Origin of the sequence: Sphingopyxis italica (assembly GCF_011926545.1) — a bacterium.
In the GTDB taxonomy this organism is placed as follows: domain Bacteria; phylum Pseudomonadota; class Alphaproteobacteria; order Sphingomonadales; family Sphingomonadaceae; genus Sphingopyxis; species Sphingopyxis italica.
Window position 1 is genome coordinate 91,064 of the sequence record NZ_JAATIT010000007.1, and the last position, 18,384, is coordinate 109,447.

Sequence of the window (18,384 nt, forward strand, 5' to 3'; positions counted from 1 at the left end):
ATGAGGCATATATGATCAAGGCTGAATGGGGCACGAAGCGCAGCTGCCCGAAATGCGCGACCCGATTCTATGATTTGACCAAGGACGATCCGATCAGCTGCATCAATTGCGGCTATAGCTGGATCCCGGAATCGGTGCTGAAATCGAAACAGCCGATGCCGTTCGAGCAGATCGAAAAGCCGGGTAAGGTCGTCAAGGAAGAAAGCACCGACGAGGATCTGGATCTGGACGTCGATGTCGACGAGGACAGCGATTCACCGGACAATGACGTCGACCTCGGCGGCGACGACGATCTGGGCGTTGCGACGAGCGACGACGACGACGTCGAAACCTGATATGTCGGCGGGCGATGGTTCGGGGTCAAAAAAGCATTGAAAGATGATTTGGCCCCTTGCATCGCCCGATGGCGCTGCTAAAGGCGGCGTCCCGGTCGCAGCAGCCAGATATTGGCGAGGGCGACACGCGAAATGGCACGGGGCCTTAGCTCAGCTGGGAGAGCGCCTGCATGGCATGCAGGAGGTCAGCGGTTCGATCCCGCTAGGCTCCACCATTACCAAAAAGGCTCGCGAAAGCGGGCCTTTTTTGTTGCGCTGACGCCTTTCTGTTGTGCTGATGACGGTGCGGCTATTCCGCCGCTTCCTCCTTGTCGAACAGCGGCGCCAGATCGATCGGATCGGCGAGCGTGATCCGGTCGAGGATCGAGGCGGTGTCGTCGCGAACCCGGAGCATCAGGCTGCGCAGGCGGCATTCGGATTCGGGCAGGCAATTCTTGCAATGTTCGTGCGCGTTGCGCGCCGCGCAGGGGACGAGCGCGAGCGAGCCGCGCGTCAGGCGGACGAGATCGCCATAGCTGATGTCGATCGGGGACAGGGCGAGCTGATAGCCGCCGTCGCGCCCGCGCTGCGAGATGAGGAGGCCCTCTCGCGCCATTTCGGACAGGATCACGGTCAGGAATTTGGGTGGGATATTCTGCGCATCCGCAATGTCCGCAAGCTGCACCTGCCCCTTGCCCCAATGGTCGGCAAGGTGCTGGAACGCACGGATCGTATAGCGGGTCTTCTGCGAGAGCATGGCGGCGTTACTGTGACATAATCTTCCTTAATTCAACCTGTCAGGATGACAAATGTTGCACGGTTGATGAAAATCACAGCGAGTGGCATGAACCTCTATATAAAAGGTCGCATGGTGGCCCGGAACCGGGCGCGACAAGGGTGGATTCGATGATGCGTAAAATATTCGCGACTCCCGCAGTGCTGGCGGCATGCCTGCTCGCGGTGGCGCCGGCGCAGGCGCAGTTCGGCAGCCTGCTTCGCAAGGTGACGACGCCGGCGCCCAAGCCGAGCGAGGATGACAATGGCGGCTGTCCCAAGGGCAAGAAGGGCAGCGGTATCGGCCGCAACATCCTGGGCAATGTGATCAACGACGTGGTCGGCGACGCGGCGAGCAAGGCCGGCGTCTATTCCTATGTGCCGATCGCGGAAGTGAGCGGGTCGCTGACCGACGCGATCGCGTGCCGCCTCGACCCCGGCGAACAGGTGCAGGCGGCGGCGGCGACCGAGGAGGTCACGCGCGGCGAAGAGGTCGGCGCGACCGCGAACTGGACGAGCGCGACGCGCGAGAATGTCAGCGGGTCGTCGACCGTCGCTTCGATCAACACCGAGGGGGGCGGGCGCAAATGTATGAACGTCAACGACTTCATCATCGTCGATGGCGAAGAAACGCGCGTCACCAAAAGGATGTGCAAGGGACCGGGCGAGGCGCGCTATGTCCTGGCGGCATAAGGGTGCGCGCCTAGGTCTCGCGGCATTGGCGTTCGGCGGATTGACCGGGGCGACGGGGATGGATCCGGTCAATCCGACCTGTCCGCTCAATCCCGATTGGTCGAACAATCCCACGATGAAGCTGACGGTCGAGAAGCGCGCCGGCATGAAAGTGATGCTCGCTGAAGGGCGTGTCGATCCCGGCTTGCCCGACCGTCTTTCCGCCGCGCTCAAGGCAAATCCCGACGTCACCGAAATCTGGCTCCGCTCGCCGGGCGGGGATGCGCGCGCGGGCAATGCGGCTGGCCGCGTCATTCGGTCGAATTTCGGACTCGGGACGCGAATTCCGTCCGGGTGGGCGTGTTTCAGTGCGTGCAATTTCGTGTTCATGGGTGGTCAGCCGCGGCTGATCGATCCGGGCGGCGTTTTCATGGTTCATATGTTCACCCGCACCGGCGACCGGTCGGCGATCGACATGAGCGTCGCGCTGGGCACCGACGCCACGAAGGAATTGATCGGCGATATCGAACAGGATGCCGCGCTGCTGGCGAGCGAGGATAATGCGTTCCTGATCAAGATGGGCGTTTCGCGCAAATTGCTGACCGATATCATGTATCAGCAACGAGCCGTTGCGACCGCCGAAGACAAGTCCACGCGCCGGTGCCTTACGCTCGACGAGGCCCTGAAATATGGCGTGACCTACGCTCCGGAGTGAGGCGGCGTCCACAGGTTGCAAAGAGCAACGAATGTCGTAGACTGGCGGCCGATAAGGAGAGGCCGCCATGAACGAGATGACGCACGATCACGCCAAATTCCGCTCGATGATCGACGGAACGCAGGAAGATTGGGACATCATCGCGCGCGAGCAGAAGGAATTCGCGCCGAACAATGGCAAGCGCATCCTCGATCATCTGAAGCTGCTCGGCGGCGATTATGGCGGTTTTCCGGTCGACCGGCTCGAACATTGCCTGCAGACCGCGACGCGTGCGCACCGCGACGGGCGGGACGAGGAATATGTCGTGATGGCGCTGCTCCACGACATCGGCGACACGCTCGGCGCGTTCAACCATCCCGACGTCGCGGCGGCGATCCTCAAGCCCTTCCTGTCAGAAGAGAATCTCTGGATCGTCCAGCATCACGGCGTCTTTCAGGGCCATTATTTCTTTCACTATCTCGGGCTCGACCGCGATATGCGCGACCAGTTCAGGGATAGCCCCTATTATGCCGCGTGTACCGAATTCTGCGAAAAATATGACGCGCCGGCGTTCGATCCCGAATACGACAGCGAGAGCTTGGAGTTTTTCGAACCGATGGTGATGCGCCTCTGCTCCTATCCACGCACGAGCATCTACAAGAAGGTGATGGTCGAGGAAGCGGCGGAGTAAAGCCTCAAAACCTACCTCCAATTCCGTTCACCCTGAGCTTGTCGAAGGGCCGTCCTTTCTTTGCGAAAAGGGAAGGACGGTGCTTCGACAAGCTCAGCATGAACGGGTTTAGGAGTTTCGGCGAACGCCTACTTGCCCTTGAACTCGGTTTTGCGCTTCTGCTGGAACGCCATGATGCCCTCCATCGCGTCGGCGGTGCCGCCGGCGATGAACTGGCCTTTGGCCTCAGCGTCGAGCGTGGTCGCGAAATCCTGCGTCAGCCCCTCGCGCAGCACCTTGCGCATTGTGCCGAGCGCGATGGTCGGACCGTTGGCGAGGCGCGTGGCCAGCGCCTTGGCTTCGGCCAACAGGTCGGCGTCCGCGACGCTCTTGTAGATCATGCCCCAGTCGGCGGCCTGATCGGCCGAAATCTTCTCGCCCAGCATCATCATCTGCAGCGCGCGCGGCACGCCGATGAGGCGCGGCAGCAGCCACGACGAGCCGCCGTCGGGGACGAGGCCGATGTTGACGAATGCCTGAAGGAAATAGGCGCTCTTGCCGGCGATGGTGAAATCGCCCGACAGCGCGAAGCTGCAACCGACCCCCGCCGCGGGGCCGTTGACCGCGGTGATCACCGGAATGTCGAGGTTGGCGAGCGCAAGCAGCATCGGGTTGTAGTGGCTGCGCAGCGCGTTGCGGCTCCGCGCCCCGCCGCTGACCGCGCCGCCGCCCGATCGGTCGCCCGCGAGATCGGCGCCCGAGCAGAAGCCGCGGCCTTCGCCCGTAATCAAAAGCGCGCGCGCGCCGAGGCCCGGCAAATGATCGAGCGCCTCGCGAATGTCGTCGGCCATCGCGGGCGGCATCGAATTGAGCCGGTCGGGGCGGTTCAGCGTGATCGTTGCGACATGGTCGGCGACGTCGAGCTTGATCGTGTCGAAGGTGGGAAGGGTCATGGGATCTCCTCTCGCGGGTGCTTTACCTTTACGTTCACGTAAAGTTTTGGCGCATTTGCGGGGGGAGTGCAAGGGGGGAGGGGTGGGAGGAGGGGCCGCTAACGACCGGTGCGGCCGAAGCGCGATTGCTCTCTCCCCTTCAGGGGAGAGATACGAAGGCTTGCCGGCTTGTCCGGCTAGCCGCAGTTGAGAGGGGCATGAACCGCTTCGGCCCCCTCTCCCAACCCTCTCCCCTGAAGGGGAGAGGGCTAAGACAGCTCACCACCCCTAAGCGGACCTTCTCCCTCCAAAAAAGCGGCTTTTCCTAGATTACTCGGCTGTGCCAAGCCTCCGGCTTGGCTCTTTGATTTCATCGATAGCCACGCCTTCGCATGAAGCGACAAAGGAGACAGAAACGTGCAGCGCATGCGTATCTTTTGTCTGCTTAAGGCTGAAACAGGGCGAACAGATGCTGCTGCGTCTCGTTCATTCGCCGCCCAGCCGCACGAACCTCATCTCCCCCTCGGCGCGGTGCAGCGTCAGGCCGCGTTCGGTCTTTTCCGCGCACGCGCCATCGAAATCGACGACGCCGATGTCATTGGGTACGATGATCACGCGCAGCTTGCCGTCATCGGCCTCCGTGAGTTCGTAGCGCGGGGCGGCGATGCCATAGATCGGCTCGCGCAGCTCGACCCAGCGCGGGACGCGCGTGTCGCCCGCGGGCATCGTCCAGCCATCATATTGGGTGTAATCCTCGGCCGGGTCGCCGCTGTCGAAGCCGATGACGAAATCGACCCCGGCGACACCTTCGCCGTTCGGCCAGGTGACGAGCAGGGTCGGGATTTCGCCATCGGCCTCGATCGGCGGACCTTTCTCCATCGTCGGGGGCACCGGCTTGGGATCGGTGGTCAGGCAGACCATGGCGCCGCGCATCTCCCAGCGGCCTTCGGCGCGCTCGTCGAAGGCGCCGGCGACGAAGTAATATTGGAAGCCGCCATCGTCCTTGATGAGCAGGCCCCCGCCGGCGTCGGGTCCTTCGGCAATGGCATATTCGCCGACGAACGGCGAATCCTGCGCGGCGGCGGGCACGGCGATCAGGGCGGCGGCAAGGAGCAGGGTTCGCATGATGCGATCATGCGTCCGCTGCCGCCGGGACGCCAGCCCTTTCCACTTGCCCTGCCACCTGCTAGGCGCCCGCGCCATGTCCCAGCACCCCGACCGCCGCACCTTCGCCATCATTTCGCACCCCGACGCGGGCAAGACGACGCTGACCGAGAAATTGCTCGTCGCGGGCGGCGCGATCCATATCGCGGGCGAGGTGAAGGCGCGTGGGCAGGCGCGGCGCGCCCGTTCCGACTGGATGAAGATCGAGCAGCAGCGCGGGATTTCGGTGACCTCGTCGGTGATGACCTTCGAGCATGCGGGACTGATCTTCAACCTGCTCGACACGCCGGGGCACGAGGATTTCAGCGAGGATACCTATCGCACGCTCACCGCCGTCGACAGCGCGGTGATGGTGATCGACGCCGCGAAGGGCATCGAGCCGCAGACGCTGAAACTGTTCGAGGTATGCCGCCTGCGCTCGGTGCCGATCATCACCTTCATCAACAAGGTCGATCGCGAGGGACAGACGCCGTTCGAGCTGCTCGACGAGGTCGCCGACCGGCTCGCGCTCGACGTCTGCCCGATGAACTGGCCCGCGGGGATGGGCGGGCAGTTCGAAGGCATTTACGATCTGGTCGACCCCGCGCTGATGGTGCCCGGCGGCGACGCGTCGCGCATGTATGAGGGCGAACGGATCGCGGTCGAGGGCTTGGGCGACCCGCGGCTCGCGGCGAAGCTCAGCGCCGATGCGTTCGCGCTGCTCAAGGAAGAGACCGAGCTGGCGTCGGCCTGCTACGCGCCGTTCGACGCCGCCGCTTACCGCAACGGCGACCTGACGCCGGTGTTCTTCGGTTCGGCGCTGAAGGAATTCGGCGTCGTCGACCTGCTTGCGGGGCTTGCGAACCACGCGCCGGGGCCGCAGCCGCAACCCGCCGAGCCCGCGCCGGTGCAGCCAAACGACGATGCCGTGACCGGTTTCGTGTTCAAGGTGCAGGCGAATATGAACCCCGCGCACCGCGACCGCATCGCCTTCATGCGGCTGTGTTCGGGCAAGTTCGAGCGCGGGATGCGCCTGATGCAGGGCGGCACGGGCAAGGCGATCGCGATCAGCCGCCCGATGCTGTTCCTCGCGCAGGACCGCGAAATGGCCGAGGAAGCGTTTCCGGGCGACATTATCGGCATTCCCAACCACGGCACGCTGCGGGTCGGCGATACGCTGTCCGAGCGCACCGACATCATGATCACCGGGCTGCCGAATTTCGCCCCCGAAATCCTGCGCCGCGTCGCGCTGGTCGACCCGACCAAGACCAAGCAGCTCCGGAAAGCGCTCGACGACATGGCCGAGGAGGGGATCATCCAGGTCTTCTACCCCGAAATCGGCGCGAACATGATCGTCGGCGTCGTCGGCCAGTTGCAATTGGACGTGCTGATCAGCCGGCTCGAGGCCGAGTATAAGGTGGAGGCGAAGCTCGAGCAGTCCCCGTGGGACACCGCGCGCTGGATCGCGAGCGACGATGCGGCGGCGCTGAAGGCATTCCAGGCCGACAACCGCGGCGCCGCGGCGACCGACCGCGACGGGGCGCCGGTGTTCATGGCGAAGGACGCGTGGGAGGTCGGCTATGTCACCCAGCGCAACCCGTCGATCCGCTTCACCGCGACGAAGGAACGGGTTTTCGCCGACGCGGGTTGATCGATCCCGCCAATTCCGCCACCGTGGCATTACTTCGGACCAATGTGGGGGGTGACGATGCGCGGATGGATATGGGCGCTGGCGGCGATCGCGATCAGCGCGCCGGCGATGGCGCAACCGGCGATAAAATTGCCGATCGCCAAGGGCTTCTGGACCAACGACAACCAGAAATGCGCGACGGTGCGCTATGGCTATATTTTCGACGGGACGCGTTGGGGCTCGCTCTATTATTACGGGCCGACCGGCAATCTGGGGCCTGCGGCCGAGTTGCGGCCGATCACGCAGACGCGCGCGGTCGAGGACGGTTTCACCCAGATGCAGTTCGGCGGCTATGACGGCGCGGGTTATTTTCGCATGAAGTCGCTCGGGACCGACCGGGCGCTCTATCGCGTCGGGGCGCCGTTCCGCGAGGGGATGCAGGTGACGAACGAACCGCTGATCCGTTGCGATTTCAAGGCACTGTCGCCGAAAATGCAGGCGGCGGTCCGGCGCCACGCACCGGGGCTCGCGGTCAGATAAGGCTGAACAGGTCGGCGGGTGCCGCGGTGTCCTCGTCATCATCCTCTTCGTCCTCGAACTTGCTCAGTGTCACGCCGAGCAGGCGGATGCCCTGTTCGGTCGGCAGCAGGGGGCCAAGGATCGCTTCGCCCGCGGCGAGCAACGATGCGCCGTCGAGGATCGGCGCGGTGACCGACCTGGCTCGGGTGATTGTGCGGAAATCGGCGTAGCGCAGCTTCAGCGTCACCGTGCGTCCGCGCGCGCCCTTCTTGGCCGCGCGGTCCCAGACGACGGTGCAGACATGCGCGAGCGCCTCGCGGATTTCGGTGTCGGTGATCAAATCGTTGAAGAAGGTGCGCTCGCCGCCCAAGGACTTCAGCGGCCGGTTCGACTTGACGCGGCGGTGGTCGATCCCGCGCGCGAGGTTGTGGAGCCATTCGGCGCTGTTGCCGAAATGCGTCGCGAGCCAGACTCCGTCCATCGCCGCGAGATCGGCGCCCGAGAAGATGCCGAGCCCCTCCATCTTCGCCGCGGTGACCGGGCCGATGCCGTGGAAGCGGCGGATCGACAGGGTCTGGACGAAGGCGGCGCCCTTGCCGGGCGGGATGATCGTGAGGCCGTCGGGCTTGTTCTGGTCCGACGCGAGCTTGGCGATGAACTTGTTGTAGGAGACGCCGGCCGACGCGGTGAGGCCGGTTTCGGCGTGGATGCGCTCGCGGATCAGCTTCGCCGCCGCGGTCGCGCTGCCCAGCCCCGCCTTGTCGGCGCTGACGTCGAGATAGGCCTCGTCGAGCGACAGCGGCTCGACCTCGTCGGCATAGTCGCGGAAGATCGCGCGGATCTGGTGCGAGATGTCGCGATAGACCTCGAAGCGCGGCGGCACGAAGATGAGGGCGGGGCACTGGCGCTTCGCGGTGACGCTCGGCATCGCCGAGCGGACGCCGAACTTGCGCGCTTCATAGCTCGCCGCCGCCACGACCCCGCGCCGCGACGATCCGCCGACCGCGACGGGTTTTCCGCGCAGGGCCGGATCGTCGCGCTGCTCGACCGAGGCGTAGAAGGCATCCATGTCGACATGGATGATCTTGCGGCCCGCCGGCGTCGTATCGGGATCGACAACCAATCACATACCCCTTGGTCGACCCGGCACGAAGATGGGCGGTGCGCAGGAGGACAACGAGGGAGAACAAACCACGAATCCGTGTCACAATCAACCGGGCGGGTGCGCTTGGCGGAGGAGGCCGGCTTGTCCGCGCGGCCGCGATGCGTCCTTGCGTCCGTATTAGGCCGCGAAGGCCGGAACTCCCGGCGCGCGCGCTTGAAGGGCCGCAGGCGCCGGCTCGATCGTCCAGAAGCTGCCGGCCATCGCCTGATGGGCCAGATGGAAGGCGAGGATCGATTCGGCGCCGCAATTATGATTGACGCCTCGCGGCGTCAGGCCATCGCGGCAGCGTCCGCTCCCGATGTCGCCGAGCGGAACGCCGCGATCGTTGTCGCCGAGGAACCAGCGCCAGGCCGTCTCGGCGTGCGCGCGCCAAACCGGTTGACCGCTGGCGGCAAAGGCGGTGGCGCAGGCCGCGACCGTCGCCCAGGCCTCGATCGGTTGCTGGTCGAAGGGCCGATATTCGCCCACGCACCCGAAACCTTCCGAACCCATCGGCCTGAAATGTCCGGCGGCCGCGGTCTGCCTGTCGCACAGCCAGCCGAGCGCGGCGAGGCCCGCCTCCTCGTGCGAAAGCGAGGGGAGGCGGCGGCCGGCGCGGATCAATGCTTCGGCGAGGCGGGCATTGTCATAGGCGAGCCCGGTTTCGAACCAGTCCCAGTCGGGGCGCCGCGCGCTTTTCCAGAGCGCGGACAGAAAGGCGCCGCCGTGCTCGACGATCGCGCGCGCCGCGGCGTTGCCGGGATCGCTGTCGAGCAGATGATCGGCGCCCAGCAGCGCGAAGGCGATGGCGCGCGGGCTCTTGAAATTTTGCGCCATCGGCGCGGCGCGCTCGAACCATCCGGTGGCCCAGCGACGAAAATCGGCGCCGCTCGCTTTCGCGGCGCTATGCCCGAGCGCCCAGAGCGTGCGCCCGTTGCTGTCTTCGGAGCCCGCCTCTTCGAGCCAGCGGCGATCATAGCCCATGAAATTGCGGAACAGGCCGCGTTCGGGGTTCCACGCATGTTGAATGAAGCTCGCGAATGTCAGCACGCGCTGCCCGGCCTCGCTGTCTCCCGGGAGAAGACCATGGACGAACATCAGCGCGCGGGCGTTGTCGTCGATGCAATAGCCGTGATTGCGATCGGGCACGATCCCCATGCCATGTTGCAGGATGCCGACGTCGTCGCACATCGCCCACAGCCCGGCGAGCGCCGGCCAACGGCGTGTTATCGGCGCGGGTGAAGCCGGGCTTGTCACCTTGGAAACGAGCGCGGCGAACCGGTCCGCGACGACGCTCCACGCCGTCTGCCGGCCCCGCGCATAGGCCCGCTGCTGTAACGCTCGCCGTTCTTCGGGAACGGCGAGCAGCAGCTGCACTGCCTCCGCGATCGCGTCGCTGTCGCAGCCGGGCAGGATGATGCCGACGTCGCCGCGCAAAAGCTCGCGGGCATGGACGAACGGCGTCGAGACGACCGCGCGGCCGAGCGCCACCGCATAGGCGAGCGTGCCCGACGTGATCTGCTGAAGATTGGGATAGGGCGCGAGGTAGATGTCGCAAAGCTCGATCTGGTCGAGCAGGTCGCGGCTGCCGAGGAAGCGGTTGTCCCATGCGATGTTGTCGGCGACGCCGAGATCCTCGACCAGCACCTTCAGGCTTTCGCGATAGGCTTCGCCTTCCGCTGCGAGCAGGTTGGGATGCGTCGCGCCGACGATGCGGTAGAGGATGTCGGGATATTGCGCCGCTATCGCGGGCAGCGCGCGGATCGCGGTCTCAAGACCCTTGCCCGGCCCAATCAGCCCGAAGGTCGACAGGATCGGGCGATCGCCGATGTCCAGCGCCTCGCGCAGCGGAGATCGCGCGGCGAACGGGCGCTCGGGGGTGCCGTGCTCGATGACTTCGATCTGCGCGGCGTCGGCGCCATAAATGTCGATCAGCGCCCCGCGGCCGAATTCGCTCATCACCACCAGCTTCGACGCGCGGGCGACCAGTCGCGCCATCACGGCTTGCTGGTCGGCGCTGGGCTTTTCCAGCACGGTATGAAGCGTGACGATCAGCGGTGCCGCGATCCGGTCGACGAGTTCCAGCACCATATTGCCGGCCGGGCCGCCGAAGATGCCGAACTCATGCTGCAGCCAGACCGCGTCGGCGCCGCTCTCGTTGATGGCCTCGGCCGCGGCGCGATAGCTGGCGGGGTCGCGCTCGTCGATCGCCAGCCGCACGTCGGGGTCGTCGGCGTCGGCGGGGCGGCCGCGCATCGCGTAAACATCGATGGCGAGATCGGGTGCGGCCGAACGCAGATGATCGAAGCTGTCGGCGGTGAAGGTCGCGATGCCGCATCGGCGAGGGCGAAAGCATCCGATCAGCGCCAGCCGCCGCTCTTCGCGCGCCGTGGGGGCTTCGACGGAGGGGAGGACATCTTCTTCGGAAAGCTGGAAGAAAAACCGGTCTTCGCTGTCGTGCTTCATCGTCGATCCTCATGTTGCGCGCACGTCCGCTCGCTCGCGCGGTGCCGCGCAAGCCGGTCGGAGCCCGGAAAATCTGATCTTCACCTGATCTTGCCAACGCGGGCCGACGGCGCGAGTTGCACGAAGCGAGCGTCCGGCAGCTCCAAATTCCGGCGGAGTTAGCCCAGGTTGCGAAATCAGTGCTTGCGCCTGTTCTTCGCTCGAACCTAATCTGCGGCGAGCCGCCCGATTTCGCGCAGGACGGCGTCGGTGCTGAACGGCTTGGTCAATCTTGGCGCCGAGCGAAATCGTTCGGGCAGCGCGGCGCGATCATAGCCGGTGACAAAGAGGAAAGGCACGGTCCGGTCCTCAAGCAGTTCGGCGACGGGATAGCAATGTTCGCCATGGAGATTGACGTCGAGCAGGGCGACGTCGATGTGGTTGTCGCGCGCCGATGCCAGCGCCGGAGCCAGATCGCAGAACGGACCCAATATCGTCGCCTCTTCGGCCTCGAGCGCCCGCGCGAGATCCGCCGCGATGAAATATTCGTCCTCGACGATCAGGATATGCTTTCCGGCAAGTGAGCGCCCCATGGACCGACCTTTACCCTGTTGATACCGATCCGTCCTGCTCGGGTAGCGGAAAGGAAATCGAGCAGCGGATGCCGCCGCCCAGAAACTCGACCCGGGTTTCGGCGCCCAATCGATACGGAAGCGCGTCCTTGATCAACTCCATGCCAAACCCCCGATAGGTGGGTCGAACGGGAATGGCGGGAACGCCCTGTTCGGTCCATGTAAAGTCGAGCACGCGATCGCCGCCATAACCTATGTTGGTGGTCCAGCCTATGTTCAAATGGCCGCCTGGGACGCGAAGCGCCCCATATTTTAGAGCGTTTGTCGTGAGTTCGTGAAAAGCGAGCGCCAGCGATTCCGCCTGGAGCGGCGTGAGCCCGACGTCGGGCCCCCCGATCGCGAGCAGCGGGCCGTCCTGCACGCCCGCGTTGAGCAATTCGTCGCGGATCAGATTTTGCAGGTCGATGGATCCTGCGGGATGCTGCGCCAGAATGACTTGGGTGCGGGCAAGCGAGTCGAGCCGTCCCCGGAAATGTTCGGCGATCTCTTCGATCGGGCGTTCGCCTTCGACGGTTCGGGAGAAAACCGATCGCACCACCGTCAATATGTTGCGCACGCGGTGCTGCAGTTCGCCGACCAGTCCTTGCAGCCGCGCCTCGCTTTCGCGCAAGACGTGCTCGGCCTCCTTGCGGGCCTTGATGTCCATGCTCATGCCGGTCCAGTTGCGGACGCTTCCGTCCTCGGCGCGGAGCGGCACGATGTACAGGCGGCTCCATCGATACCCGCCCCCCTCGACCTGGAGCCGCGCCTCGATGTCGATGCTGCACCCGCGCGCCACCGCGGCGCGCCACTGATGCCGGATATCGCGGCGCTCGTCGGGGTGGATCGCCGCAACCCAACCGCGATCGAGAAGGTCGGCAAGCGATTGACCGGTCAGGCGCCGCCATGCGGGACTGTCCGAAACGACGATGCCGCGCGCGTCGGTCTCCCAAACCGCTTGCGCGATGCGGTCGACCAGCGCCCGCGCACCGGTCTCCGCCTGGCAAGCCATGTCCCGATCGGAAGGATGTTCGGTCATGTCGCGTAACCCGTCACAAAACAATATTCGCGAACACCGCGGGGCTGGCGTTCCGGATCGCGGCTAGGCGCCCGCCATTACGCCGCGGTCGTGCATGGTGGCATCTGGAGAATGGAGGTAGAGATCGCTGAAGTCGGCGAGGTCGCGGAGACGGTCGAGATTGCCGATGCGAATGCGCCGCCCCGCGCGCGCGACCGCCCCCGCGCGTTCCAGCTCCTTCAGCGTGCGGTTGATATGCACCGGCGTCAGCCCGAGCAGATCGGCGAGTTGCTCCTGCGTTACCGGAAGGTCGCTTTCGACGAGGCTCGTGGCGCTGATCGCAAGGCGGTAGTGAATTTCGCAGATCAGGTGGGCGAGCCGCGCGAGCGCGTTGCGCCGCCCGATGTTGAGCAACCATTCGCGGCCGATCGACGCCTCGATCAATATGTCGACGACGACCGCGCGCGACAGCGACGGGCGCGCCATGATCAGCCGCTCGATCTCCCGGTTGGGGATCACCGCCAGTTCGACGGGATTCAGCGCCTGAACCGTATGATCGGCGCGGGTCAAATAGAGCGATTGAAAATCGAGCGGGTCGCCCGGCAGCTTGAGCGCGACGATCTGCCGCCCGCCGTCGCCGGTCATTTTATGCCGATAGGCGAAGCCCGAAAGGAGGATGGGGCAAATGTCGCACCGCTCGCCTTCCCGAATGATGACGCTGCCCGCGTCGAGGCGGCGCAGCGAAAAGGGAAGCGCCGCGATCGCATTCTGGTCGTCGGTCGAAAGAAGGCTGTGGCTCAAAAGCTTTCTGAGCAGGAAGTCGAGGCCGCGGGGGGCAAGTTCGGGGGGCACTATAAAATCCAGGCTCGCAAACCGGAGAGGCGGTGGTCCAGGGCGTCCTTGCCCGAATGATGATTCGTCATCGTGTGTCCTTCGCGCGTTACCACTAAAGGACGCGCGCGCCGCGCGAGGGTTGCGGCGGAGCAGGATATGCCGGTCGGCTTTTTCCGCCGCGCTTATCACAGATTATATTCGGAAAGGCGGAATCCATCTCGCGACCGACGGCGCTCGGCGGGGACGCGCTATGCGCGGCGGACTCGGCCGGGCAGTTTTTCAACGAGCGTATCAAGGGAGGTTTCCGCTTCGAGCGCGACCCCGACCAAAGGCGCTTCGGGCCGAAAGCTGGACCCCGCGCATGAGGCGGGACGCCAGCGGCGGCGGTTCGCGCGCGGCGTCGGCCGCGTCCCGGGCGACGTTGCCGGTGCAACCGTGCGGCGGTGGGCTCAAAAATATAGGACGACATAATCAGGTGCTTGCACGTCGTGGCAGGATTCTCACCGGGATTTATGACTTAGGTTAGGGCCTTTTCGCCGAAAATCCTGTATGGAGACGTCGATAGCTGCGGTCCCACCCAGATCGGCTTTGCGTGGTTCCGGCAATATCCGCGGTGTCCCGTTGTTACGGCCAGCCGATCGAAGACATGCCGAGAGTTGGGTCGCACCTGCTCCCGACAGTAGGAGCAGCGCCATGCGTCCCTTTCATATGATATTGCAGGATGCGGCCGGCACCCGACTGCGGCGCGTCGATTTCCACGCCGAGGGGCCCGATCATGCCTTCCAGATCGCCCGCAACGAGAGCGACGGCGTCCATGTCGAATTGTGGCAGGGCGCGACGCTGTTGGCGCGGATGACCAAATCGGGCGCCAATATCTGGAAGCTGCTTCCGACCACGAACATGATCATCGGAAACGAGGAGCGCGTGGCGACCCGGCGCGTGCATGAACATGTGCGGATGGGCCCCGCGCCCGTTTCATAACCTGCATCAGATAATCGCGAAAAAACGCCGCGGTCCTCGATCGGCGGGGAACTTCGGCGTCGTTCCGCACGTCGCTCAGCAGAGAGGGAGCATGCCGCAGTGCGCCCTGCGAAGCGCGCGCGAGACAAGTGGAGCCCGAAATGATCGACGAACAGGATGCCCATACCGAGCGGCCGGGCCTTGACGGCCGCAAGGCGATCATCACCGGCGGCACGACCGGGATCGGTCGCGCGATCGCCGTGCTCTTGGCAAGCTATGGCGTCCGCGTCTTCATCTGCGGCCGGACGCCCGAGCATCTGGGCGACGCGCTGAAGCGCATCGACGAGGTGGGAGAGGGCGACGGCATCAATGTCGACCTGTCGATCGCAGAAGATGTCGACCGCTTTTTCGAGGCCGCAAAGGCCTATCTTGGCGAGATCGACATTGCAGTCATCAACGCCGCGATTCCGGCGTCGGCGCTGGCCGACAGCGGCGAGAGCGAGGCGCGCTACCAGCTTGAAACCGACCTCACCGCCTATCTGATCTGCGCGCAGGAAGCGGCGCGGTGCATGTCGGCGGGAAGCGACATCGTCTTCATCGGATCGATGTCGGCGGTGTCGAAAGGGCCGGGCAGTTCGGTCTATGTCGCGGCCAAGTCCGGCATCCAGGGCTTCGTCCCGTCGTTCCGCAAGGAGCTTGCCGAACAGGACATCAAGGTCGGGCTTATCGAGCCCGGCTTCACCGGCGCCGATTTTCAATATCCCGAGTTTCCGCCTGAAAAGCAGCGTGAGTTGATCAACGTCGACAAGATGCTGCGCGCCGAGGACATCGCGGTCGCGACGCATTTCATGCTCACCCAGCCGCGCCGCACGGCCGTCTCGCTGATGCGCGTCGAAACGCGGCTCGGACATCCCTGACGATGCGCGCGGCGACCGATCGATCGAAATCCTGATCTATGTTTGCTTCCGGTAAATTGGATGCCGCGACCGCGCCGAGCCACGGAACTTTGGGTAGGGGGCCTCGTTGCTTGGTCGAGCGGGCGGGCACGATTGGGAGACGTTCGTTGAAAAAATTCACTCTTCTGGCGGCCACCGCCATGCTTTCGGCTTGCGGCGGCGGCGACACCCAGGCGCCGCCCGCGGATACGTCGACAACCGACACCACCATGCAAACGCCCGCACCCGCGGCTGCGGCTGCAACGCCGACCGATGCGGCGGGCTATGTCGCCAAGGCCGGAGCCGGTGACATGTGGGAGATCGAATCCTCCAAGGCCCTGCGCGCCAAGTCGCAGCGCGACGATGTGAAGGCCTTTGCGCAGATGATGATCGACAATCATGGCGAGTCCACGGCCAAGGTGAAAGCGGCGGCGGATGCCGCTTCGATCACGGTGCCGCCGCCCGCGCTCGACCCCGAACAGCAAAGGATGCTCGACGAGATCAAGGCGGCCGACGCCGCGAGTATCGATGCCGTCTATATTCGTAACCAGCAGGCGGCGCATGACGCGGCCCTCGCCCTGCACCGCGCCTATGCGACGGGCGGCGACACGCCCGGCCTGAAGGCCGCGGCGGGCGAGATCGTGCCGGTGATCGAAAAGCATATCGCCGAGTTGCAGAAGCTGGCGCGGGCGGGGCCGGCCAATGCCGGGTGACGCGACACCGCGCGGCCCGCTCGGTGACGCCCGCCCCGACGCGCAGGAGCGCCCGGTCGCTCCGACGCCGGGATCGCTGAAGCCCGAGAAGGTCGAGGATCGCGACAATGTCGGTACGGTCCGGTCGGAGGACTATCCGGAGGATCGGCGCGCGAAGCTCGATGAAGCCGACGCGAACCGCGGCCATCGGCCCGGCAAGGGAAGCGGACCCGTCACCGGCAGCGGGGCGGGCGCCGGCGGAAAGGGCAACCCCGAGGATTTCGATGCCGACCCGCAGGGCGGCGGCGGTCAAGCTCCGATCCCCACCGACCGCGGTCCGAAGGAGGGCGCCGACGCGCCGATAGGCGGCAGCCGGTAGTCCTGGGGCGTTCCGTCTTGCTCGCTCCGTAAACAGGCGCCTCGATCGCGGTGCCGCCATCAACGACGCCCGGCACGCGCCGGGCGGGAGGAAATCATGTCCTATTTCACCCATCGAACGAATCCGGATCCGTTTCTGCTCGCGGCGGCGGGAGTCGGATTGGCAGCGGCCGGTGTCGGCCTCGCGCTTTGGCAACGCCGGCGAAACGCGGATCGGCCCGCTTTTCCCACCGACGCGCCGCACTGGACCAAGGAACGGAAATCCGATCGCGCGCTCTTCGGCAAGTCGCTGCTGATCAATCGCCCGCGCGAAGAGCTGTTCGCGGCGTGGGATGCGAAGCGTTTTCCCGAGTTCATGGAAAATGTCGTCGCGGTCGAAGAGGCCGGCGACGGCGTGTCCAAATGGACGATCAAGGCGCCTGCGGGGCGCGAAGTCACGCTGGTGAACCGCATCACCGAAACGATCCCCGGCGAATCGATCTTCTGGCAGAGCACGCCCGAGTCCGACATCGCCAACAGTGGCGAGGTTCGCTTCACCGATGCTCCCAACGGGCGCGGGACCTATGTCAGTCTGATCCTCGCCTATGACCCTCCGGGCGGGACGCTCGGCCGCCTGGGCGCGAAGCTGCTCCAGCGCGAGCCCGAGGTGCAGGCGCGGCGCGACCTCCACCGCTTCAAGCAGCTCATGGAAACGGGCGAGGTGACGAGCAACGCGTCGCCGTCCGCCCGCTCGTCCGAAACCGCCACACAGCCCCATATCTAAGGAGAAGGCCATGCGCGCCGTAACCTGGCAGGGACGCCACAAGATCAGCGTCGAAACCGTCCCCGATCCCGAAATCGTCAATCCGCGCGATGCGATCCTGCGCGTCACCTCGACCGCGATCTGCGGTTCGGACCTCCATCTCTACGACGGCTATATCCCGGGAATGCGCGCGGGGGACATCGTCGGGCACGAGTTCATGGGCGAGGTCGTCGAAACCGGCGCCGGCTCGACGCTGAAGAAGGGGCAGCGCGTCGTCGTTCCCTTCACGATCAGCTGCGGCCAATGCTTCTTTTGCGAGCGGCAGCAATTTAGCGCGTGCGACAACAGCAACCCGAGCGAGACGCGCGACGCGTCCGAATTGATGATGGGCCATGCGATGGGCGCCGCCTTCGGCTATGCGCATCTGACCGGCGGCTATGCCGGCGGACAGGCCGAATATGTGCGCGTGCCCTATTCGGATGTCGGCCCGGTCGTGATTCCCGACGACCTGTCCGACGACGACGTCCTCTTCCTGTCCGATATTCTGCCCACCGGATGGCAGGCGGCGGTCAACGCCGACATCGAGCCCGGCGATACGGTCGCGGTGTGGGGCTGCGGCCCGGTCGGGCTGTTCACGATCCAGGCCGCGCTGTTGCTCGGCGCGGAGCGGGTGATCGCGATCGACCATTTCCCGACCCGCCTCGCGCTCGCGCGCAAATATGGCGCCGAGGTGCTCGACTATCGCGAGGTCGACGTGCGCGAAGCGCTCGACGAAATGACCGGCGGGATCGGCCCCGACGCCTGCATCGACTGCGTCGGCATGGAAAGCCACGGCTTCACCGTCGACAATGTTCTCGATCAGGTGAAGGCCAAATTCTATCTCGGGACCGAGCGCCCGCATGCGCTGCGTCAGGCGATCCTCGCCTGCCGCAAGGGCGGGCGGCTCTCGATCCCCGGCGTCTATGGCGGCTTCACCGATAAATTCCCGCTCGGGCAGCTGATGGAAAAGGGCCTGACCGTGAAGAGCGGCCAGACGCATGTGCAGCGTTATACGGGCGAGCTTCTGGACATGATCCGCGACGGCAAGTTCGACACCGTCTCGCTGATTTCGCACCACGCCCCGCTCGAAGATGCCGCCGAAATGTACAGGCACTGGCACGATGAGCAGAACAGCTACACCAAGATCGTCCTCAAGCCGGGCCTTCCGAAAGGTGCGATCGAGGCGGTGCAGGAGATGGCGCACGCCTGAGCCGGTTCGTTTGGACTTGCTTATCGGC

Annotated in this window: 20 protein-coding genes and 1 tRNA gene; 13 read left to right on the forward strand and 8 right to left on the reverse strand. The window is 65.1% G+C overall.

Annotation, left to right across the window (positions count from 1 at the left end; all coding sequences use genetic code 11):
* Positions 1-11 precede the first annotated feature (11 nt).
* Both GGR90_RS18760 and GGR90_RS18765 read left to right on the forward strand, forming a co-directional pair.
* Positions 12-335, forward strand: coding sequence for a TIGR02300 family protein (locus GGR90_RS18760; RefSeq protein WP_167922937.1), 324 nt, complete (start codon positions 12-14; stop codon positions 333-335).
* Positions 336-474: 139 nt separating this feature from the next.
* Positions 475-550: transfer RNA gene (locus GGR90_RS18765), tRNA-Ala, on the forward strand.
* Positions 551-624: 74 nt separating this feature from the next.
* Here the strand turns inward: GGR90_RS18765 and GGR90_RS18770 are convergent.
* Positions 625-1,071, reverse strand: coding sequence for an RrF2 family transcriptional regulator (locus GGR90_RS18770; protein ID WP_167922938.1), 447 nt, complete (start codon positions 1,069-1,071; stop codon positions 625-627).
* 152 nt (positions 1,072-1,223) lie between these two features.
* On the opposite strand from GGR90_RS18770, the gene GGR90_RS18775 reads away from it, so the two are divergent.
* From GGR90_RS18775 to GGR90_RS18785, 3 genes are all read left to right on the forward strand, one after another.
* Positions 1,224-1,781, forward strand: coding sequence for a hypothetical protein (locus tag GGR90_RS18775; protein WP_167922939.1), 558 nt, complete (start codon positions 1,224-1,226; stop codon positions 1,779-1,781).
* Positions 1,765-2,475, forward strand: a complete 711-nt coding sequence (locus GGR90_RS18780; protein ID WP_245198828.1) for a COG3904 family protein — start codon at positions 1,765-1,767, stop codon at positions 2,473-2,475. Before GGR90_RS18775 ends, GGR90_RS18780 begins: the two co-directional genes overlap by 17 nt.
* 67 nt (positions 2,476-2,542) lie before the next feature.
* A complete protein-coding gene (locus GGR90_RS18785; protein WP_167922940.1) occupies positions 2,543-3,145 on the forward strand; it encodes an HD domain-containing protein in 603 nt (200 codons plus the stop codon).
* A 128-nt stretch (positions 3,146-3,273) separates the two neighbouring features.
* Here the strand turns inward: GGR90_RS18785 and GGR90_RS18790 are convergent, their stop codons facing one another.
* Complete coding sequence (locus tag GGR90_RS18790) at positions 3,274-4,077, reverse strand: enoyl-CoA hydratase-related protein (RefSeq protein ID WP_167922941.1); 804 nt, start codon at positions 4,075-4,077, stop codon at positions 3,274-3,276.
* Positions 4,078-4,542: 465 nt separating this feature from the next.
* Positions 4,543-5,181: a hypothetical protein gene (locus tag GGR90_RS18795; RefSeq protein ID WP_167922942.1), complete on the reverse strand. Its 639-nt coding sequence runs from the start codon at positions 5,179-5,181 to the stop codon at positions 4,543-4,545.
* A 76-nt stretch (positions 5,182-5,257) separates the two neighbouring features.
* Between GGR90_RS18795 and GGR90_RS18800 the strand changes: the two genes are divergently transcribed.
* Positions 5,258-6,850 carry a peptide chain release factor 3 gene (locus tag GGR90_RS18800; RefSeq protein WP_167922943.1) on the forward strand — a complete coding sequence of 531 codons (1,593 nt, stop codon included), beginning with the start codon at positions 5,258-5,260 and terminating at the stop codon, positions 6,848-6,850.
* A 57-nt stretch (positions 6,851-6,907) separates the two neighbouring features.
* Positions 6,908-7,369: a hypothetical protein gene (locus tag GGR90_RS18805; RefSeq protein ID WP_167922944.1), complete on the forward strand. Its 462-nt coding sequence runs from the start codon at positions 6,908-6,910 to the stop codon at positions 7,367-7,369.
* Here the strand turns inward: GGR90_RS18805 and dinB are convergent.
* The 5 genes from dinB to GGR90_RS18830 form a co-directional block, all read right to left on the reverse strand.
* Positions 7,362-8,471, reverse strand: coding sequence for a DNA polymerase IV (gene dinB / locus GGR90_RS18810; RefSeq protein ID WP_167922945.1), 1,110 nt, complete (start codon positions 8,469-8,471; stop codon positions 7,362-7,364). The two genes, GGR90_RS18805 and dinB, sit on opposite strands and share 8 nt — an antisense overlap.
* 159 nt (positions 8,472-8,630) lie before the next feature.
* The gene (locus GGR90_RS18815; RefSeq protein ID WP_167922946.1) at positions 8,631-10,958 is read right to left on the reverse strand and encodes a glycosyltransferase family 4 protein; all 2,328 of its coding nucleotides are present in this window, start codon (positions 10,956-10,958) and stop codon (positions 8,631-8,633) included.
* A 206-nt stretch (positions 10,959-11,164) separates the two neighbouring features.
* Positions 11,165-11,530 (reverse strand): response regulator, encoded by a 366-nt coding sequence (locus GGR90_RS18820; protein WP_167922947.1) that lies wholly within the window; start codon positions 11,528-11,530, stop codon positions 11,165-11,167.
* Positions 11,531-11,540: 10 nt separating this feature from the next.
* Complete coding sequence (locus GGR90_RS18825; protein ID WP_167922948.1) at positions 11,541-12,587, reverse strand: sensor histidine kinase; 1,047 nt, start codon at positions 12,585-12,587, stop codon at positions 11,541-11,543.
* Between the two features lie 63 nt (positions 12,588-12,650).
* The gene (locus GGR90_RS18830; protein WP_167922949.1) at positions 12,651-13,418 is read right to left on the reverse strand and encodes a helix-turn-helix domain-containing protein; all 768 of its coding nucleotides are present in this window, start codon (positions 13,416-13,418) and stop codon (positions 12,651-12,653) included.
* Positions 13,419-14,093: 675 nt separating this feature from the next.
* On the opposite strand from GGR90_RS18830, the gene GGR90_RS18835 reads away from it, so the two are divergent.
* The 6 genes from GGR90_RS18835 (at position 14,094) to GGR90_RS18860 (ending at position 18,356) form a co-directional block, all read left to right on the forward strand.
* Positions 14,094-14,381: a hypothetical protein gene (locus GGR90_RS18835; protein ID WP_167922950.1), complete on the forward strand. Its 288-nt coding sequence runs from the start codon at positions 14,094-14,096 to the stop codon at positions 14,379-14,381.
* A 140-nt stretch (positions 14,382-14,521) separates the two neighbouring features.
* Positions 14,522-15,277: an SDR family oxidoreductase gene (locus GGR90_RS18840; protein WP_167922951.1), complete on the forward strand. Its 756-nt coding sequence runs from the start codon at positions 14,522-14,524 to the stop codon at positions 15,275-15,277.
* 146 nt (positions 15,278-15,423) lie between these two features.
* On the forward strand, positions 15,424-16,008 hold the full coding sequence (locus tag GGR90_RS18845) for a DUF4142 domain-containing protein (protein WP_167922952.1): 585 nt from the start codon (positions 15,424-15,426) through the stop codon (positions 16,006-16,008).
* Positions 15,998-16,366, forward strand: a complete 369-nt coding sequence (locus GGR90_RS18850; RefSeq protein ID WP_167922848.1) for a hypothetical protein — start codon at positions 15,998-16,000, stop codon at positions 16,364-16,366. The genes GGR90_RS18845 and GGR90_RS18850 overlap by 11 nt, the downstream gene beginning before the upstream one ends.
* Before the next feature lie 96 nt (positions 16,367-16,462).
* Complete coding sequence (locus tag GGR90_RS18855) at positions 16,463-17,128, forward strand: SRPBCC family protein (RefSeq protein WP_167922953.1); 666 nt, start codon at positions 16,463-16,465, stop codon at positions 17,126-17,128.
* Between the two features lie 10 nt (positions 17,129-17,138).
* Positions 17,139-18,356, forward strand: a complete 1,218-nt coding sequence (locus GGR90_RS18860; protein WP_167922954.1) for a zinc-dependent alcohol dehydrogenase — start codon at positions 17,139-17,141, stop codon at positions 18,354-18,356.
* Positions 18,357-18,384 lie beyond the last annotated feature (28 nt).